Annotated in this window: 13 protein-coding genes; 5 read left to right on the top strand and 8 right to left on the bottom strand. The window is 55.7% G+C overall.

The window, feature by feature from the left end; translation table 11 throughout:
• Positions 1-152 precede the first annotated feature (152 nt).
• The gene (gene gmd / locus SO139_RS36590; protein ID WP_498541537.1) at positions 153-1,244 is read left to right on the top strand and encodes a GDP-mannose 4,6-dehydratase; all 1,092 of its coding nucleotides are present in this window, start codon (positions 153-155) and stop codon (positions 1,242-1,244) included.
• Positions 1,245-1,670: 426 nt separating this feature from the next.
• Entirely contained in the window at positions 1,671-3,692 is a 2,022-nt protein-coding gene (locus tag SO139_RS36585; RefSeq protein WP_449381997.1) for an acyltransferase family protein, read from the top strand.
• Positions 3,693-4,660: 968 nt separating this feature from the next.
• Here the strand turns inward: SO139_RS36585 and SO139_RS36580 are convergent.
• From SO139_RS36580 to SO139_RS36565, 4 genes are all read right to left on the bottom strand, one after another.
• Positions 4,661-5,968, bottom strand: coding sequence for a WcaI family glycosyltransferase (locus SO139_RS36580; RefSeq protein ID WP_498541536.1), 1,308 nt, complete (start codon positions 5,966-5,968; stop codon positions 4,661-4,663).
• 60 nt (positions 5,969-6,028) lie between these two features.
• Positions 6,029-7,003: a GDP-L-fucose synthase family protein gene (locus SO139_RS36575; protein WP_498541535.1), complete on the bottom strand. Its 975-nt coding sequence runs from the start codon at positions 7,001-7,003 to the stop codon at positions 6,029-6,031.
• A gap of 262 nt (positions 7,004-7,265) precedes the next feature.
• Positions 7,266-7,538 carry a hypothetical protein gene (locus SO139_RS36570; protein WP_449382000.1) on the bottom strand — a complete coding sequence of 91 codons (273 nt, stop codon included), beginning with the start codon at positions 7,536-7,538 and terminating at the stop codon, positions 7,266-7,268.
• Positions 7,539-7,746: 208 nt separating this feature from the next.
• Positions 7,747-8,625: an ABC transporter substrate-binding protein gene (locus SO139_RS36565; RefSeq protein ID WP_474802460.1), complete on the bottom strand. Its 879-nt coding sequence runs from the start codon at positions 8,623-8,625 to the stop codon at positions 7,747-7,749.
• A gap of 488 nt (positions 8,626-9,113) precedes the next feature.
• Here SO139_RS36565 and SO139_RS36560 point away from each other — a divergent pair, with 488 nt between their 5' ends.
• From SO139_RS36560 to SO139_RS36550, 3 genes are all read left to right on the top strand, one after another.
• The gene (locus tag SO139_RS36560) at positions 9,114-10,499 is read left to right on the top strand and encodes an undecaprenyl-phosphate glucose phosphotransferase (protein ID WP_498541534.1); all 1,386 of its coding nucleotides are present in this window, start codon (positions 9,114-9,116) and stop codon (positions 10,497-10,499) included.
• A gap of 172 nt (positions 10,500-10,671) precedes the next feature.
• The gene (locus SO139_RS36555; protein WP_498541533.1) at positions 10,672-11,580 is read left to right on the top strand and encodes a glycoside hydrolase family 113 protein; all 909 of its coding nucleotides are present in this window, start codon (positions 10,672-10,674) and stop codon (positions 11,578-11,580) included.
• 38 nt (positions 11,581-11,618) lie between these two features.
• Positions 11,619-12,632: a glycosyltransferase gene (locus SO139_RS36550; protein WP_498541532.1), complete on the top strand. Its 1,014-nt coding sequence runs from the start codon at positions 11,619-11,621 to the stop codon at positions 12,630-12,632.
• A 215-nt stretch (positions 12,633-12,847) separates the two neighbouring features.
• Here the strand turns inward: SO139_RS36550 and SO139_RS36545 are convergent, their stop codons facing one another.
• From SO139_RS36545 to SO139_RS36530, 4 genes are all read right to left on the bottom strand, one after another.
• Positions 12,848-14,194 carry a hypothetical protein gene (locus SO139_RS36545; RefSeq protein WP_498541531.1) on the bottom strand — a complete coding sequence of 449 codons (1,347 nt, stop codon included), beginning with the start codon at positions 14,192-14,194 and terminating at the stop codon, positions 12,848-12,850.
• Positions 14,195-14,295: 101 nt separating this feature from the next.
• On the bottom strand, positions 14,296-15,534 hold the full coding sequence (locus SO139_RS36540; RefSeq protein WP_498541530.1) for a lipopolysaccharide biosynthesis protein: 1,239 nt from the start codon (positions 15,532-15,534) through the stop codon (positions 14,296-14,298).
• 10 nt (positions 15,535-15,544) lie between these two features.
• A complete protein-coding gene (locus tag SO139_RS36535; protein ID WP_498541529.1) occupies positions 15,545-16,477 on the bottom strand; it encodes a glycosyltransferase family 2 protein in 933 nt (310 codons plus the stop codon).
• Between the two features lie 15 nt (positions 16,478-16,492).
• Positions 16,493-16,921, bottom strand: coding sequence for a hypothetical protein (locus tag SO139_RS36530; RefSeq protein ID WP_498541528.1), 429 nt, complete (start codon positions 16,919-16,921; stop codon positions 16,493-16,495).
• Positions 16,922-17,978: the final 1,057 nt, after the last annotated feature.

The following is a 17,978-nucleotide window of genomic DNA, read 5'->3' as shown; positions in this document are numbered from 1 at the left end:
GTCCTCGCCGCCGCTGCTGCGGCGTGATTGCCGGGCGCCATCCCCGGGTCTGTTAACATTAGCGACCAATCCGCTCGAAAATTCGCTTTGTTTCGGGTAGCCCAAACCGAACGCTTTGGCTAAGAACACGTGCCAATATCTGCGAGATTTGCATGACGAAAAAACGCGCACTTATCACCGGTGTTACGGGACAGGACGGCGCCTATCTAGCCGAACTGCTTCTTGAGAAGGGCTATGAAGTCCATGGCATCAAGCGCCGGACCTCGCTCTTCAATACCGATCGTATCGATCACCTTTACCTTGATCCGCATGAGCCGGACCCGCCCTTCCGCTTGCACTACGGCGACCTGACGGATTCGTCGAGCCTGATCCGTATCGTCGGCCAGGTGCAGCCCGACGAGATCTATAATCTCGCCGCGCAAAGCCATGTTGCGGTTTCTTTCGAAGAACCCGAATACACGGCAAATTCGGATGCGTTGGGCGCACTTCGAATTTTAGAGGCTATCCGGATCGTTGGCCTCGAGAAGAAAACGCGATTCTACCAGGCCTCGACGTCCGAACTTTATGGCCTCGTCCAGGAGATCCCGCAGAAGGAAACGACCCCCTTCTACCCACGTTCCCCTTATGCGGTTGCCAAGCTCTACGCTTACTGGATCACGGTGAACTATCGCGAAGCCTACGGCATGTACGCCTGCAACGGCATCCTGTTCAATCACGAGTCTCCCGTCCGCGGCGAGACCTTCGTGACCCGGAAAATTACCCGCGCGCTGGCGCGGATCAATTTGGGTCTTCAGGAACGGCTTTACCTCGGCAATCTCGATGCGCTGCGTGACTGGGGTCACGCCCGCGACTACGTTGAGATGCAGTGGCTGATGCTGCAGCAAGAAAAGCCGGAAGACTTCGTCATCGCTACCGGCAAGCAGCACTCCGTAAGGGATTTCGTCAACGTCGCCGCCAGCGAAATAGGAATGCGAATTCGCTGGGAAGGCGCGGGGATCGATGAAAAGGGATACGACACCAAAACTGGAAAGTGCGTTGTATCGGTCGATCCCAGGTATTTCCGACCGACCGAAGTCGAGACGCTTCTCGGTGATCCCACCAAGGCGAAACAAAAGCTCGGCTGGGAGCCACAAACGTCGTTCGAGAGTCTCGTTCGGGAGATGATGAAGGAGGATCTCGAATCTGCGAAGCGGGACGAACTGATCAAGAAGCATGGCTTCCGCTACTTCGCGCGACACGAGTAGCCTGTCGTAGGTCTTCATAGCGATTGATGAGAAGGAAGTAAGCGCTCTCGCGGCGCTTACTCTTGATTGCTCTTGCCAAGCGACGTTACCGCGGTGTCACCCCTCTTCAGGGCAAGCGAACCGCATCCTCCGCCGGCAGTGCGGGACGAGGCGTTTGGGGCTGGACCGACGTCTTCCTGCTTCAACCAAGCCCCCAACGTTTCCGAGCCGATGCCTCGCCGCTATCGCCGCATCCCTCTTCGGTGACGTCCTGGAACTTACTCAAGGTAGTCAGGGCTGTTAGAGAGGACGGATCGCGCCCGACTTCTCCCTCGCGTATCCGGCGACCGTCAGCCTTGCCTCGCCGCCGCCCTACGAATAACCGAAAATCGCCAAACTCCCCGATCGAAATGCGCAGTACTGAACGTTTTCGCGTTTCTTGATGCAATGTGCGCAACAATAGACACGCAGCCCGTATCGCGAGCCGCGCCCCATTTCAGAGCAGATGTCGAGGGGCTAAGGGCGATCGCCGTTCTGTCGGTGGTCGCCTTTCACTACGGAGTTCCGGGCTTCACCGGCGGATTTGTCGGTGTAGACGTGTTTTTCGTCATATCCGGCTTTCTCATCACCCAACTTCTGCTTCGGGAGATAGCCGCGACCGGGAAGCTCGATTTTATTGGCTTCTACGGTCGCAGGGCTAAGAGACTCTTGCCTGCCGCTCTCGCGGTCACGCTAGCGACCTTAATCATCGGATACTTCGTGCTGGCGCCCTTTGAACAGAAGGAGATGGCCAAGTCGGCGGCAGCTTCTGCGCTGTATGCCGCCAATGTTTGGCTCCTCCGCCAGTCCATGAACTATTTCGCCCCCGAAAGTTCGCTCAATCCCTTTCTTCATACGTGGTCACTTTCAGTCGAGGAACAATTTTACCTGGTCTGGCCCGTTTTTCTCCTCATTGTGGGACGTTTCAGCCAAAAGGTCCTCCTGCTAGCTTTACTGATCGTAGTGTTCGGATCGTTCGCTGGCTGCATCTACCTGACCTACAGCAAGCAAGCTTGGGCGTTCTATCTTGCGCCCCCTCGAGCATGGGAGTTTGGCGCAGGAGCTCTGATCGCAGCATGCCCCTTCGAGCGTTGGGCAAAGCAGGCCGGCTCGAGCTCAATCGTTGGATGGTTGTCATTCGCGATTCTCATCCTGTCATTCTTTGCGATCGACGGCTTCATGGCGTTCCCAGGCGTAGTTGCCGTTGCTCCAGTGACAGCTACGGCGCTGCTGCTGCTCACGGGGGACAATCCTCATGGACCGTCAGCTTTGCTCAGGACGCATCCGTTTCAGTTCTTCGGTGCCCGGTCCTACGCCATTTACCTCTGGCATTGGCCGATTGCAGTGCTTGGTACGGTGCTCGTCGGCAGCACGGCACTCGCCAATTGCCTTTTCTTTGTCATGACAGTCGTCCTCGCCTCGCTCAGCCTCGTCTGGCTCGAAAACCCGATCCGAGCCAGTCACTGGCTGGCACGACGATCTGCACGATCAATTGTCATGGGTGGCGCCCTTACGCTAACCGCCACAGTTGCTGGCATCCTCTCGTTTGCGATCGCGCAGTACGCCACGAATGCCGCGCAAGCGAAGATAGTTGCCTCGATTTCGAAGTATTCCCTTTCGAGCGAGAGTGGTTGTCTGGCCGATTTCACGACACAGATTCCCATCCGCTGCGTGTTCGGCCCATCTAGCTATACAAAGACAATTGTTCTGTTGGGAGATTCTCACGCCGATCAATGGACGACCGCGCTTGCGGCTATTGCTGAACAGAGAGGATGGCGGCTCATCACGTACCTAAAGGCCTCCTGTCCTGTCGCCAATATCCCGGTTTCCAAGGTCTACAGTTTGCGACTTCGGCGGCTTTCGCCACAGTGCGCAAGCTGGCGCGAGCAGGCGATCGCCATGATAAAAGAGCAAGATAGCCCCGACGCAATACTGTTGGCACAGTTTTCGAGCGGAAACGTCAAAGGACCATTCACCAATCTGGGACCTCATGCGGTGAGCGTTGAGACGTGGGAACGCGGATTATCCGGGGCTCTCAAGGAACTCGAACCGCTCAACGCCAAGCTCATTGTGATCCGCGACAATCCCACTCCTTATCACCCGGTCGGAAATTGTCTCGCTCGGGCGGAATGGCGTGGTTTACCATTTAGCACGTGCAGTCGCAGTCTTTCGCTCACCACAAGCAACGAAGTGTTCGAAGCAGAGCAACGCGCCGTCTCGTCCATCAACAACGCGCGCATGATCGACCTAACATCGTCGATTTGCACAGGCTTGGTATGTCCAGCTATTCGCGACGGCGTCGTTGTCTATAGAGACGCCAATCATCTCACAGTCGATTTCACACTAGTCCTTATGGATCGTCTCGCCGCAGAATTAACAGCTGCCCTTCGAGGAGAAGGATCGGAGGATCCGCGAAGCGGGATGAACTGATCAAGCGGCACGGCTTCCGCTGTTTCGCCCGCCACGAATAACTCATTGGCGTAGATCAGCCGTCACACTGGCCGGACGAGAGAGTAAGCTCCTATTGTTGCGCTTGTTTCCGTCCAGTTGCGCCGAACGGCGTGCATGCAACCCGGCTCCTGAGACCAAGCACGTCAGGGCAAACGAACCGCATCTTCCCCGGGAAGCCCGATGCTGTCGCTGGCGCCCGTTGGATCCAAGCCCTCTTTCTCGTTCGAAATGCTCCGGCCTGCCATGACTTCCGCCCGCCGGCGAACAATGGTCCGCCGATCCCATCGACCCAGCGCGTGCTTTCGTCCTTCACTGCCGCGGGACTTGTTTCTTGCCGAGGCACTCCCGCAAATACTTGGTGGGTCCCTGCGGCATTGCCCGCATGGCTTCGAGACGATGTGGAATGCGGATAGGTCGACCAAATGACGTTTCCATTTCGGCGGCCAGAACTCCACCCCTCAGGGTTGCCGGTTCCCCTTCAGGTCAAAGGAACATGCGATGAAACGTCTTTACGGGCTCAGCTGCCTGCGCAGAGTGTCACGCTCTTCGAGCAATTCGCGAAGTCTTTGAGCATTGTCAGATTGTATCTCCTGCCATTCGATGCGATCTTCTGCAGTCCACAAGTAAGACTCGCGATTGAACCGAGCTTTCTCAGCCCTATCAAATTCTGAGTACAGTTCGATATCGCGCTCAACCTGGTCCAGCTGTTCCTGGAGAGTTCTTGGCATCAGCCGTTCCTTCGGCTTTGCCTCTAGCCCGCTTCGATCTTCCGCGTAATCGGCGCGGCAATCAACAGGCGTTCCAGTTCTCTCCCTCAGGGGATCGCGTCACCTACGCCGAATGAGTCGACCGCAACCAGCTCAGCCAAACGCCCATTGTGGCGTTGGTTTCCGTCCAGTTTCGCCGAATGACACGCGTGCAACCCAGCCAGGCTGAGACAAAGCACGTCAAGGCAAGCGAACCGCATCCTCCCCAAGGAGCCGAATGTTGTCATTGACGCCCGTCGGATCCAAGCCCTCCTTCTCGCTCGAACTGCGCTGACCTGCCATGACTTCCGCCCACCGGCGAACGATGGTCCGCCGATCCCAGCGATCAAGCGCGCGTTTTCGACCTTCATCGCCGTAACGGCGGCGAAGGGCCGGAGCCTCACTGAGCTGGCAGATCGCAACTTCCAGAGCGGACGAATCTCCCGGCGGAATCACGAGACCGGCACCGGTCACTTCCGCCGCCAACCCCGTACCTTCTTCGGCCATCGCTATGACCGGCCGCGCGGATGCGAAGATAGCGCCAAGTTTCGAGGGCAACACCAGATCGGCCGCTTCGGCCTTCTGCGGAATGAGATGAAAATCGGCCGTCGCCATCAATTCATTGAAGCTCTCGTTGGGCTGAAGTCCGAAAAAATGGATGTTGGAATGTCCAGCGCCCATCTGCTCGAGCCTCATTTTGTGTGGCCCCTCGCCCGCAAGAATAAAGTGAACATGTGGATGGCTATGCTCCAATCTGATCGCAGCGTCGATCACGAGGTCAAGCCCCTGCTTGTTCGACATGGTTCCGGAGTAGAGCGCAACAATATCGCCCTCGCCAAGCTTCAGCTGCCGGCGATATTTCGTCATTCGCGACCCCGGGCAGATCGCGCTGGTATCAATCCAATTTCTGACCTCAAGCGCTTTGTTGGGAGCCAGCCCCTTGATTGCTAGGCGCAGCAGCATCGCCTCAGAGATCGTTGAAACGTGATCGAACGACTTGAGGATCGCCGCTTCCGCTCTCAGCATCCACTTGCGCAGAGAATGGTTGCGCAGCAGACCAAGATCAAATGCCGCATCCACCTCGAAATCCTGGACATGAAGCCATGACCTGGCACCGACGCGACGCGCAACCAGTGAGACAAGGGCAGCCGACATGAGAGACGGCGCGACTGCGATCATGACATCCGGTCGCCAGGAGAGCGCATCGATAAGCACTGGCGCTGCACTGGAGAGCGCGAACGAGGCATGATGGATCAGCCGCTTCGCGCCCGATGGATGCTCGGGCACATAAATCGGCGTACGCCTCACGCGGACGCCTCCGATCGACCTCGATCTGAAGTAAGAACTCTTGAAACCCGTCGGAATCTTCCAGGCAGGGTAATAAGGAGGCGCCGTAATCACTCTGACTTCATGGCCTTCGGCGGCAAGGCTTTCGCAGAGCTCAGCATTGTATTTTGCCACTCCGATCAGATCGGGGGCATAGTTGATGCCGACCAAAAGAACACGCATAAAGCGCAATCCAATTTAAAGTTCAGGGTTTGAAAAACTTTGAAGTCCAACCGATTTCGCTTAGCTGACTGCGCTAACCGCCAAATGACGGCCATGTCCTTTTAGGAAATCTGCGTAAGCGGCAGCGAGACCGGATCGCAGAGCGATGTTCGGTCGCCAACCAAGCGCGCGAATCCTTGAACTATCGAGCAACTTGCGTGGCGTGCCATCGGGTTTGGACGTGTCGAAAACGAGCTTGCCTTGGTAGCCGACGACGTCTGCAACCGTTGCAGCAAAATCGGCGATCGACAACTCATCGCCACTGCCGATGTTGATGGGCGTGTCGCTGGAATACTGTTTCAACAGGAAGACGCAGGCGTCAGCGAAATCATCGACGTTGAGAAATTCGCGAAGCGGCGTTCCCGTGCCCCATACCGTCACCGTTGCCGCGTTCGCCAACTTTGCTTCGTGGAAGCGCCGAATTAGCGCCGCCGGCACGTGGCTATGATCCGGATGGTAGTTATCGCCAGGACCATAGAGATTAGTGGGCATCGCCGAGATGAAGTCATCCCCGTATTGGCGACGATAGGCTTGACACATCTTTAGCCCAGCGATCTTCGCGATCGCATACCACTCATTTGTGGGTTCAAGGGGCCCGGTGAGCAATTCATCTTCACTGATCGGTTGCTTGGCGTGCTTTGGATAGATGCAGGACGAACCCAAAAACAGCAGACGCCGGACGCCGACGGCGTGACTTGCGCGAATGACGTTCAGCTCAAGCGCAAGGTTGTCGCAGAGAAAATCGACCGGGAAATTGTTGTTGGCGGCGATACCTCCGACCTTTGCAGCCGCGTGAATCACCGCGTCGGGTCGGTTGGCCTCAAACCATCGAAGCGTGGGCTCCTCCTTCGTCAAATCAAGTTCGCGGCGATCGGCCGTAAGAACTATGCAATTCTCAGACGCAAGGCGGCGCACGGCGGCTGAACCAACCATACCGCGATGGCCAGCCACAAAGACGCGCTTTCCGGAAAGATTGTAGGTTGATGCCCCTGTCATAAAACACCTCGCCTGGGCCCTCTATGAAAGAACCCACAGCACAGCCCCCATTTCCATTCCAAGACGCGCTGCAGTGCAGCGCACTCAGCTTGTTAACACAATCTTTACGGGGCGGTAGCCCATGTTACCGCCAAACGGCATTTTTGGTGAACAGGCCCGTTGCACAATCCGACGGCAGACTATCGGCTCGGAAATAGACAAAGCAGCCGTACGGACCGCACGACTGCTTCTTAGGTGAATCTGTCTGGTCAGACTGGGCCGATCAGTAAGCCCGACGCAGGACGGGGCCTACCGGCGCACAGACGCGATCCATGTACCAGCCGTACGGCGTCTCAACACGCACCAGCGGGCAGCGACGCGCAGGCACATAGCGGTAGGGATAGGGCTGGGCCCAGAACGTAACCGGCGTGACCTGGTTCTCACCCGTCAGCACAGCCGCCGTGGCGGGCATCTGCATCGCTGCATGTGCACCACTCACTGCAAAGAAAGAGGTGGCCACGGCAAAAAGACTTGCGCGCGCAAACGTCTTGAACATCCCCAAAAGCTCCTTTGCCCCAACGGACCCAATCCGCCACAGCCCCCCTAAGAAGGACCCGCTGCAGCGGCCTGGATATCCGAAAATCCGGAAATCAGCCTCAAACGGCGACCAAAGATTACCAACCCTAGCAGGATGAACGCAACGGGGTCCCGCCTCTCAGATCGGTGATTGGGGCGATATGGCGCACAACTGTGGCTTCTTGGCCCTAGTTCTCCCCCGTCCAGGCGCCGGGGGCGGCAAGATCGGGTGAACGGCGGTACACATCCCGAAGGAATTGGTAGTTCACCGATTGGGCAAGCGGCACCTCTTCTTCCCCGAGTTTTGCAAAGAGAAGGATGTCCCGGAGGGTCTTCCATCGGCTCTCATCATAGTCGGCGATACGTCCCCCGGTCGGCAGGACTAGGTTTCGCTGCTGCTGCAGCTCGAATTTCCACCGATCAGGCTTCAGCTTCTCCGGATCAAAGCCGGCCAGAACCGGCACGCTCCGTGCATAATCTGTATAGACGAACTGCCAGCCTCGGATGAGGCCCTGGAGCACGTCGGCGATGACGGACGGCTGATCATGCATGAGATCATTGCTGGCGAAGTAGACCAGGCCAGGGACATGGATGCCGTACTCCTGCGGCTTGATGACATTCAACCGGACGTAGCCGGGGCTGGTCGGATCTGGCTGGTCATCGATCGAGGCGATGATAGCGTCGACCTCGCCGGCGCGGAGCGCCTCGAGGCTGTCGCGATCGGCCACTTTAGTAATCTGACTGCGCGGCAGTCCGAGCTGCGCCATCATGGCGTCGAAGATCACGTCGCCCTCGCTGCCCCTGCGGTAACCGAGGCGCTTGCCGATCAGGTCGGCAGGGCGCCGCACCCCCGAACTTTCGAGCGCGAATATCGCAACCGAGGTATCGAGGAAACTCGCAGCAAAGGCGGTCACAGGCACGCCGCGCCAGGCCGCCAGCAGGAACGTCTGACCGCTCGTCACGCCGATGGCATGTTGGCGTGCAATGGTCGCGATGAAGTCGGGACCATCGGGGCGGACCGCCAGAGATATGTCGGAAGCAAAAAATCCCTGCTTGAGGGCGGCCATTTCGCCGGCAAACCGGGCTCCATATGCTCCATCCAGAAGCAGCGCGACCTTGGCCGCGGGGACCCTCGAGGCCTGTCTCGGCACGGAATCGGGGCGCAGGACCAGGAGCGCCGTTCCCAAAAGCGCGGCGGCGGCAAGGCCGATGGCAGCGTACGGACTGGTCCTCCGCTTGGATCGGCGCCGGGGCCGGGTCTGAGACACTGAGAGCTTCCTAGGGATTTGCGAAATTTGACATATCGGTCGGGACAGAGGATGCGGTACAATAGAACTGCTGGGGTAAGGTTACTTTTTCCTTCGCCTTGTTTGGATTGCGGTTTTGCCCGATAGCACGGCGCGTCGGGATAGGACATTTATCGTAAGTGAGCTTTAGAGCGATGACAATTCTATCGGCTCGGCCGACGTCAGCTCCTGATTCTGCTGCGGAAATTCACGTTCTGGAGTATGATCGGACAACATCCCAAAGCTTGGCGCCGAGCTGGCTGCGACCTATGGTTGTCGAGCGCCTTGTGATGTGCGTCGATGCCGCTCTGGTTGTGATCAGCGGCATTGGCTGCGCGGCGGCCTATCACCTCTTTACGCAAACGTTGCTCGGCAAGGCGGATGTCTATGCCGCGGCCAGCCTGCTGGTGGCGATCAATTTCGCGCTCCTGATCACGGTCCAGCACGGCTATCGCCTGAAGACCATCACCAACCTGCCGCGCACCTTCCGCGTGACGCTGACGACGTGGACGGGGCTGTTCGGCGCCCTGCTGGCGATCGCCTTCACCATGAAGGTGAGCGAAAACTTTTCCCGCGGCACCACGATCTCGTTCTATCTGGCCGGCCTTGCCGTGCTGCTGATCTGGAAGGCGCTCGCCGCGCGCTGGACGGCGCATGCCTTGCGCACCGGCGCATTCGCCAACAGCCGCGCGCTTCTGATCGCCGAATTCGGGCTGCCGGCCTCGTCCAACGCGATGATGGATCTTGCGCAGCATGGCTATCGGCTGCTGCGGATCATGGAGATCCGCTCCAAGGAGCTCGCCTCGCCCCTCCTGCTCTCCTCCATCGGCCCGCGCCTTGACGAGCTGATCGCCTATGCGAGGGAGAATCGGATCGAGCACATCTTCCTCCTGATGAGCTGGAGCCGGCAGCACGCGATCGACAGCATTTTGGACGCGCTGAAAATCCTGCCCGTGCCCGTGCATCTGTTGCCCGATGCCCATGCTGCACGTTTCTTGCGCCATCCGCTGGTGAACACCGGCAATACATGGACCGCGGAATTGCGCCGCGCACCACTCTCCTGGAAGGAACGGGCGCTCAAGCGCGCGCTCGACCTCGTGGGCGCAAGCCTGGCGCTGATCGTCTTTGCCCCCGCGATGCTGGTGACGGCAATCCTGATCAAGGCGACCTCGCCGGGGCCGGTGTTCTTCCGCCAGACCCGCAACGGTTTCAACGGGCGCGGCTTCAAGATCTTCAAATTCCGCACCATGCGCGTGCTCGAGGACGGCCCGACCATCGTGCAGGCGCAGAAGAACGACCCCCGCGTGACGAGCATCGGCAAATGGCTGCGCAAGACCTCGATCGACGAGCTGCCGCAGCTCTTCAACGTGCTCAAGGGCGACATGTCGCTGGTCGGCCCCCGCCCGCACGCCGCCGCGCACAACAGCGAATATGAGCAGATCATCGGCAACTACGCCTTCCGCCACCACGTCAAACCCGGTATCACCGGCTGGGCCCAAGTTAACGGTTACCGCGGCGAGACCCGCGCGCTCGAGCTGATGCAAAAGCGCGTGGAGTGTGATCTGTGGTACATCAATAACTGGAGCTTAGGGTTGGACGTTGCAATCTTGGTGCGCACCGTGCTGGTCACTTTCGCCAAACCAACAGCGTACTGATAGCGGAATGCGAGCGATGCTCGGGCAAGACTACAATCGTTGAATGTGAATGATTAATAGACGCGTGTTCACGGGTGGGTTGCTATCACTGCCCGGTTCTCTAGCCTCGTTACCTCTTCAGGCGAACCCGACTTCCCGGCGAGCTGAGTGGATGGTGGGACGTTGGGGAATAATGCTTCACTGGATCGCCCCTGGACCGGCAGCAAGATCAGGCAAGTACCGGTCGGATCTGAACGATGCGATTGACCACTTCGATCTTGATCGCCTGATCGGCCAAATTTCTGGTACAGGCGTTTCATGGGTGATCTTCACAATCGGCCAGAACAAGGGCTTTTATGCAAGTCCTAATCGCTACCTGGATTCGATCGCAGGCCCCGGACGCACACCCAGTCGGGATCTGGTTTTCGAACTAGCAAAGGCGCTTCACGCGCGAGGCATTTCGCTCATCGCCTATGCACCTGGAGAAATCAAAGCGGTCACCGCCTTACACGCCGCATTCGGATGGGACCCGGCCAATCAGGATACATTCCAACATCGCTATACCGAATTCTTGCGAGAGTACTCGGAACGGTACGGAACAACTTGCAACGGCTGGTGGATCGATGGCTGCTACAACTGGAAGGACTTCCCCAATTCGAAACGCGATTGGTCATTGTGGTCCGGCGCCCTCAGGGCCGGCAATCCGAAGAGAGTGCTGTCCTTCAACGATGGATGCTTCCTCACTGATCATCCGTATGCATTGACTGAGCACCAGGACCTTTTGTCGGGAGAAGCGGACGGCTTCAGCGTCGATGGGCCGCTCGCAAAAAAGCTCGGCCTACCAAAGACCTTCCCGCTATCGGATACATACCTGAGTGGGCTGACGTGCCAGGCTCATGTCGTGGCACCCATCGATAACTTTGGAAAATGGGGCTATGGGGGACCGGGCGAGATGGGACCGCCTTTGTACAGAGCTGAATACCTATCCCAAGTTATCCAGCATTATCGTCAAATGAGAGTGGCTCTCACCTTTAATGTTGGGATTTACCAAGAAGGCTTTTTGGGAGAACAGACGGTCGAACTTCTTCACCGCCTGAGCTAGGGATAATCCTTGGTGTCCTGATGCCTAGACCTCTTATCATGTCTCACAACTACGCCTACGTCGCCAACCCGGGCGGCGTGGCCGATGTAGCCCACAACCTCTCGGACGCATTCAAGAGGAGCCTGCCTCATTTCAAAGAGGTATTCCCATCCATGGACCATTCAACGGCGAGAACGCTTCGGAGGTTTTCGGAAGAGATTACCTTGGAGTTAAGGCACTTTCGAGAGGATGTCGTTCTCTTCTTTCCAAACTATTTCACCGTCCCGCTGCCCAGATCTTCAACACGCAACGTAGTCCTCGTGCACGATCTACAATACAGGTCGTACCCCCAATTCCATTCCAGGGCCAAACGACTTTTGCTCGAAGCTTCTCATCGAATCGCGCGCAGCCAGGCAGCAGGTGTGGTGTTCATCAGCGAAGCGACAAAAGCGGATTTCATTCGGTACTTTGGAGAGCCGAGAAGACACACCGTCATATTGAACCCAGTTACCGTTGATACGTGTCCCGTAGATCTACCCATTATCAGTGCAATCGGTTCATCACCTTATGCTATCGCCAACTTTCATTTCTATCCGCATAAAAACATAGAGAAGGTCTTTTCGTTTTTCCGCCAAATTAGAGATCACGTCCCGAACCTGAAGCTCGTATTGACGGGCCGCCATCTGGCAATCGCAGATTTACTGCAACGGTGTAACTTGCCAGACGAGTCCGTTGTACAGACTGGCTTCATCCCCAAAAAGATGGTTCTTCAGCTTGTTGCTGGCGCCGAGTTCTTCATTTCGCTTTCGCTCTTTGAAGGATTCAACATGGCGGCAGCAGAAGCGGCAAAACTGAGGCGCCCCCTTTTGCTCTCTGACATTGCCGTGCATCGCGAGTTGTTTGGCGACTACGCGTGCCTTGTAGACCCCGCTTCTGAGGAGCTCCCCTGGGATCTGCTCAAGACGTATCTTGGCGGCTTCCGTTCTGACCGTTCGTGGAGATTCGCTGACGCTACCGAACCAGATGCGGTCGCAGCTCGCTATGTTGGATTCTTTGATGAGCTGAGTGGGTAGCCAAGTAGAAACGGGGGCCGCCAGCGAAACGTCCCCAAAATCATCAATGCGTTGGCAGCCGAGAAACTGTTATGTGGACGCCAGGGCAAGCTCCGACCAGGTTTGTTCGTAAGCGACTCTTGTGTTGCTCAATGCACTTCATCTGGCGAGTGCCCCACAGCTTCTATCTCGACAATCGAGCGCGCCCGCTTTGGGCTAACGGAGCTGACGTCAACTCAAACTTCATCAACCAAGCCTGGCTGAGTCCCTGATGACGCGCCACGGCTTGTCTGGCGGACGGACCGCATGCCCGGTTTTGGACGATTGTTCGATGGTTGCGCAACTAAACTTCTACTAATGCCGAACCAACATACCGTCCATCCTAGAAGAAAGAAAATCAGAACCGGGCTGTTACCAAGAAATGGGCCTCGATTGAGCGCGAACCAGTTCCCTGACAACAGAGCGTAAACACCTAAAAGCCAAGTCCCGGCTGAACCATGATAGACGCTCTGCTGAATTCTCCGCACCCCCCAGAACATGGCAAAGGTCATGCCAACTACCCCTAACCAGCTAAAATCCACAAAAAACTCGACGAAGATAGGCATCGAAATATTTGTCTGACTGTAGAGAGCCTTCAGCCTTTCGGATGCTAGAAGATGCTCAGTTTTGAACAGCTTTAGCTCTGACGGGAGGACGGATGAAATCGAGGCTAATAGGTGTTGTCCGAATCGAAATCCTTCCAAATCGACCAGTTCCATCGCTAGGGCGATATTTTGATGAACGTCAAAATCGGGGGCGAAAGGAAAACTATCGTTCCGCGCTTCATATCTAGTGATATTCGAGATAGCCGGGGCGACAACCAAGGAAGCCAAAGGTAAGCAGACTAAAATCCATTTCCGGTTCAACATCCTGAAACGCGACAGGACGAATGCAACGGAAAGGCCAGCCGTCAGAAGCATTTGTCGAGAAATCGCGAGAGGGTTGAAGAAGATCAGCGCCGGAAGCGCCAGCAATGCTTCTGCCAGCGGCAATGTCCGCCGATACTTCAATGCACCACCCGCGGATATCGCGAGAGCCAACAGATATCCTGCTGCCAAGCCGCGCGGCGCAGTGACGAGCAGCAACTGCCTCAGTGCCGAACGGTCCTCTTGTCCTACGGCGACGCTTATTTCCGATCTCGTTTGTAGCAACAACGCTGGAAATGCTGCTGCGAAAAGCAGCAGGCTGCCAGCTATAAGCAGGGCAAAAGGCAAATGAATTGTCGCCATGGGCGGAGGCACATATCGCTGATGCTCTTGCTGCCTCCAGAGCGTTGCCGCGCTTGCACTTCCTAAAAAAGCGGCGCAGATCCACACTACCCTTGTGTTTGGATTGTTGAAATCAGATGGGGCATTCCAAAAATAGTAGTGTGCATCAGACAACATAGGTTCAGGCAAGAGCACGTAAAACGTTACGAACATTGTTGAGAGAGCTAGCGCGTCCTCAAGCACATCGCCTCGGAAGAGCCAAACAGCAAGAGAGAGCAGATAGAGCGCGAATAGGCCATAGTAGGTGAACGGGCCTACCCCAAAGATCAAAACCAATGGCACGCTCGACAAGCTAACCGTCAGCACTGAGGCCGAGAACGGTGAGGCGCGTCTGTGCTCCAATGTATGATTATGTGTCATTATTCGGGCTACTGTAATTATCCGAAGAGCCAAAGAGCGTAAGATCTCTTGATCGACAGCCGCACAAACCCTTCGACAATGATCATTTCGAGAAGCCCGAAGATCGGATATAAGTAGATTGCACTTTCTCCGACAAGGTTCACCGCGGCAGAAAGCGAGCCAACCTTGACCAAGGCTGAAACAAAGTAGATCCTCGTTAATAGAGTTCCTTTGCCACTCATGACTAATGCTTGGTCAAGTGGCAAGCTTCCGATCCTCAGAACGTAATAGGCGAGTAGAGGGAGCATCGCGTACAAAAAAGTATACTTTCCCGAGAAAAAGACCTGCAGCACAGCAGCCGCTCCGAGCGCCGCAACGCTGAGCCCGCACGCCAGCGCCACGAACCCTTTTGCAAGCTTCCGTCTACTCCCAGATGATGTGCCTTCAGTCTCGTTGAATTCAAATAGATGCGAATACTTGAAGAATACAGCTTGAACAAACTGCAACGGCGCCTCTGATAGCAGAAGCGCAATCTTCATGCTGCCGAGAGCTGCGGGAGCGAAGCCGGATGAGAGAATGAGAATGTCACTCTTGCGCACGGCGAAGCTCAGCAAGGTCGAGGCTAAAAGGCTAGCCTGTTCACGAATATTCCAATTCAAGATGGTCGAACATCTTTCGCGTACTAGACCGAGACAAACGTAGCCAAAAAAAATTGCGACGTTCGATAACGACACTGCCCCCACAAGGGTGGCAAGGCCCGGAGAAATGAGTCTCGCAGCAATGACGGCAGACGCTACATAAGTTGCGTATCGTATCGCTGGATCTACTGTGAAGAGAGAAACGTAGCCCAGACCACGAAAACTGCTGATTATCAACTGCGTCGCAGCTAAGGGAAGTGCGATAAAGAACGGAAAAAGTAGGTGCTCTTCGTTCATCCAGGGGAACGAAAGCTTTGCCAAGACCAATGCGGCGCCGGCGAGCGTCGATCCGATGAAAAGCGTCGACAGAATTTCAACGAGCGGTAATTTTGCCGTGGTGCGAGCGTTGCGGTATATCAATAGTCCACAACCCAACGTTATCGGAGCTAGTAGCAACTCGCCAGTTGCCATTAACGCAGAGAAACTGCCGAAGTCGGCTGGTGTGAGGAGGTATGAAAAGACAAGGTTGTACAGAAATCCTGAGAGATAGACTGACGCTCGCCCCCCCAGTAGGAGAACGCTCCCCAATAGTCGAGTCGAACCAAGCAACGGCTTGCCCTGAACGGTCGCGAGCGACAACTCCACACCCCTAGAAAGTACCGAAAAGCACGCGTCTCAACACAATCGGCCAAAGTTCCACACGCTGGAGCAGATACTTCAAGGCTCTGAATTTCCCGCGTTCCACTAGTGCCGTCTTGAATCCCGCCCACTTTAGATTATTTGCAAGCACCCTGCTCTTACGAAGCAACATTTCGCGCACATAAGGGTCAGCCTGGACACGCTCTTGTTCGAGGTAAGTCTCATTCACCTGCAGCGCGATTGAAAAATTGTGACGCCAGCGCCCTGCGCCGGTATTCGTCCACTTCATGTTAGAGGCGCTGAACGGGGCAGTGTAACGATACAGCGGCTTGTCAGAAACGAAAGCTCTCCCTCCACAGAGGAAGAATTCAAGAAGAAAGTAGAAGTCTTGAGAAAACCGCGACGCGGTGTTGTACTTCAAATTGTTCGAGCGGACGAAGTCCGACCTGATCACCGGCTTTAACGTCCCAAAATCGTGCTTCCAACCGATACTCCCAACGTATTCGTGCAGTCCAATCAACCTGTTCATTCGGCCGTCCTTATAGACGAGGCCTAGCCCTTCACCCGTAAAGGGATCAATCTTAGTCTGATTGTCCGCAACCATTTGCACGCCGTTATGCTCTCCCAACGCGATCAGCGTTTCGAGGCGAGACGGTTCGTAGGTATCATCGGCGTCAAGAATGGCTATCCACGCGCCAGTAACTCGCTCCTGAGCAAAGTTCATCACCACGGATTTTCCGCTGTTTTTCTCCATCCTGAAGATCTTTATCCTCGGATCGACCTGGGCACACTGACTTGCTACCTCGAGGGAATTATCACTGGAGCCGTCGTCGACAACCAAAATCTCCATCTCCTCGAGCGATTGGGCCCTTAGTGACGCTAGGCAGGCCGCGAGCGTAGTGGCGCTGTTGAAAACGGGAACAATAACTGAGCAGTGAATCATCTCTCTCTCCTGTCGTCACTTCGGCTGCGTTGAAGGAGAGGCTACTTGCTTCGCTCTCGCCGACATCCTGGCTCTTGTATTCCGGAAAAGACTAATCGCCTGGGTCATAACAAACGGCAGAACAATCTTTTTCTTCAACGTGTCTGCCATGATCATCTTGTACTTGCCTTGGAAGTGGATCGCGTACGGATAGACTAACTGCCCGTCATGATCAGCGAAGCAAAAGCCATCATTGCAGGGTACCAAGCGTTTGGCTCCCCACCGCATCTGAAATTGATTGGACACCTGATGAGATGACATTGCGATATTATGATCGATGGTGGTTCTCTGTACGACGCTGGTACCATTGACAAGCTTTGGCTTTGTGTCGTTCGCCCACATCGCGAGAAGGGTCATGTCTGATACACTGGCGCGTGGCGAGATCAGAAGATTTGCCTCAGCCACCCTATTCAAGGAATTCCTACCTTCTGTCGAACTGTAGGTTTGAACAACATAGTCTAGGAAGGATGTAAGGGACGATTTTCGCCAAAACGAAAAGTGTGGAGACATTTCAAAGTACGTCCCCGGTCCTCGAAAAGCTGTCGTTGGAGCACTCAAGACCACGTCCGCGTCTCCGACAAGCAATTCTATCTGAGGGTATCGCGGTTGTATTAGAATATCGGTGTCCGAGAGGAAGAACGACTCGACGGGCGATCGCTTCAAAAACTCGCCTATTGCGAAATAGCGAGCAAAGCAGGCAATTTCGAACGCGCGTGAATTTACGGATCGATGGAAGTAATTCCGCTCGAACTGCGCAAACCCGCTATTGTCCGGACCCGGGGGGGTTGAAAGAATTGTTAGCTCGGCACCAGCCAGCCTTGCGCTTTCCCGGAAGGCCTCGACGTGACGTGCAGTTCGCGTTTCATATGAAAAGATGGGAATCAAGTGTAGATCTCAATTCAAGCGCTACTTCTGGAAAATCGTGTATCTGAACGTCTTGATTCCCGTCATGGTCCCGAGAACAGTATCAACTCTCTTGTAACCGAGAACATCAAACGCATTACAGTTTTCCGACCCGAAGTAGCACACTTTGACGCTAATCTTGCGCGGACAGTTGTTCTTAATACTAACAACGTGATCTAGCAGGTTGGGATTCACCACGTGGCTCCGTGATGCAGCTTCAACATCCAGGCAGGGCCTCCCGAGTCCATCGCGGATAACTGGCTGCGCCGATTGTTCAGAGGGCCCTTGAAGCATCAAGGTCGATGTCGAACCGATTTGAGCTTCGGCTAACGGTGAACCAAGTTGTAGCGCCATCAGCACCCCAAAGAACCTGTACCAGTAATTGCAACCGATAGAGTTGGTCACTACCAAGGCCTTTCATCTGTTTGTACACCGGGGACACGCGCCTTAACGCCTTCGCGCGAAAGACGGCGCTGAAGCATTTCCCGCGAAAGTAGATCCACTCCCCGGAGACCATTTAGCAATCGTTCGCGTTGCGTCCACCCGACAGTTATTAGGT

The organism is Bradyrhizobium sp. UFLA05-89, from assembly GCF_059803475.1.
Note: the sequence above shows the minus strand (reverse complement) of the source record. Positions and strands in the feature narration are given on the sequence as shown.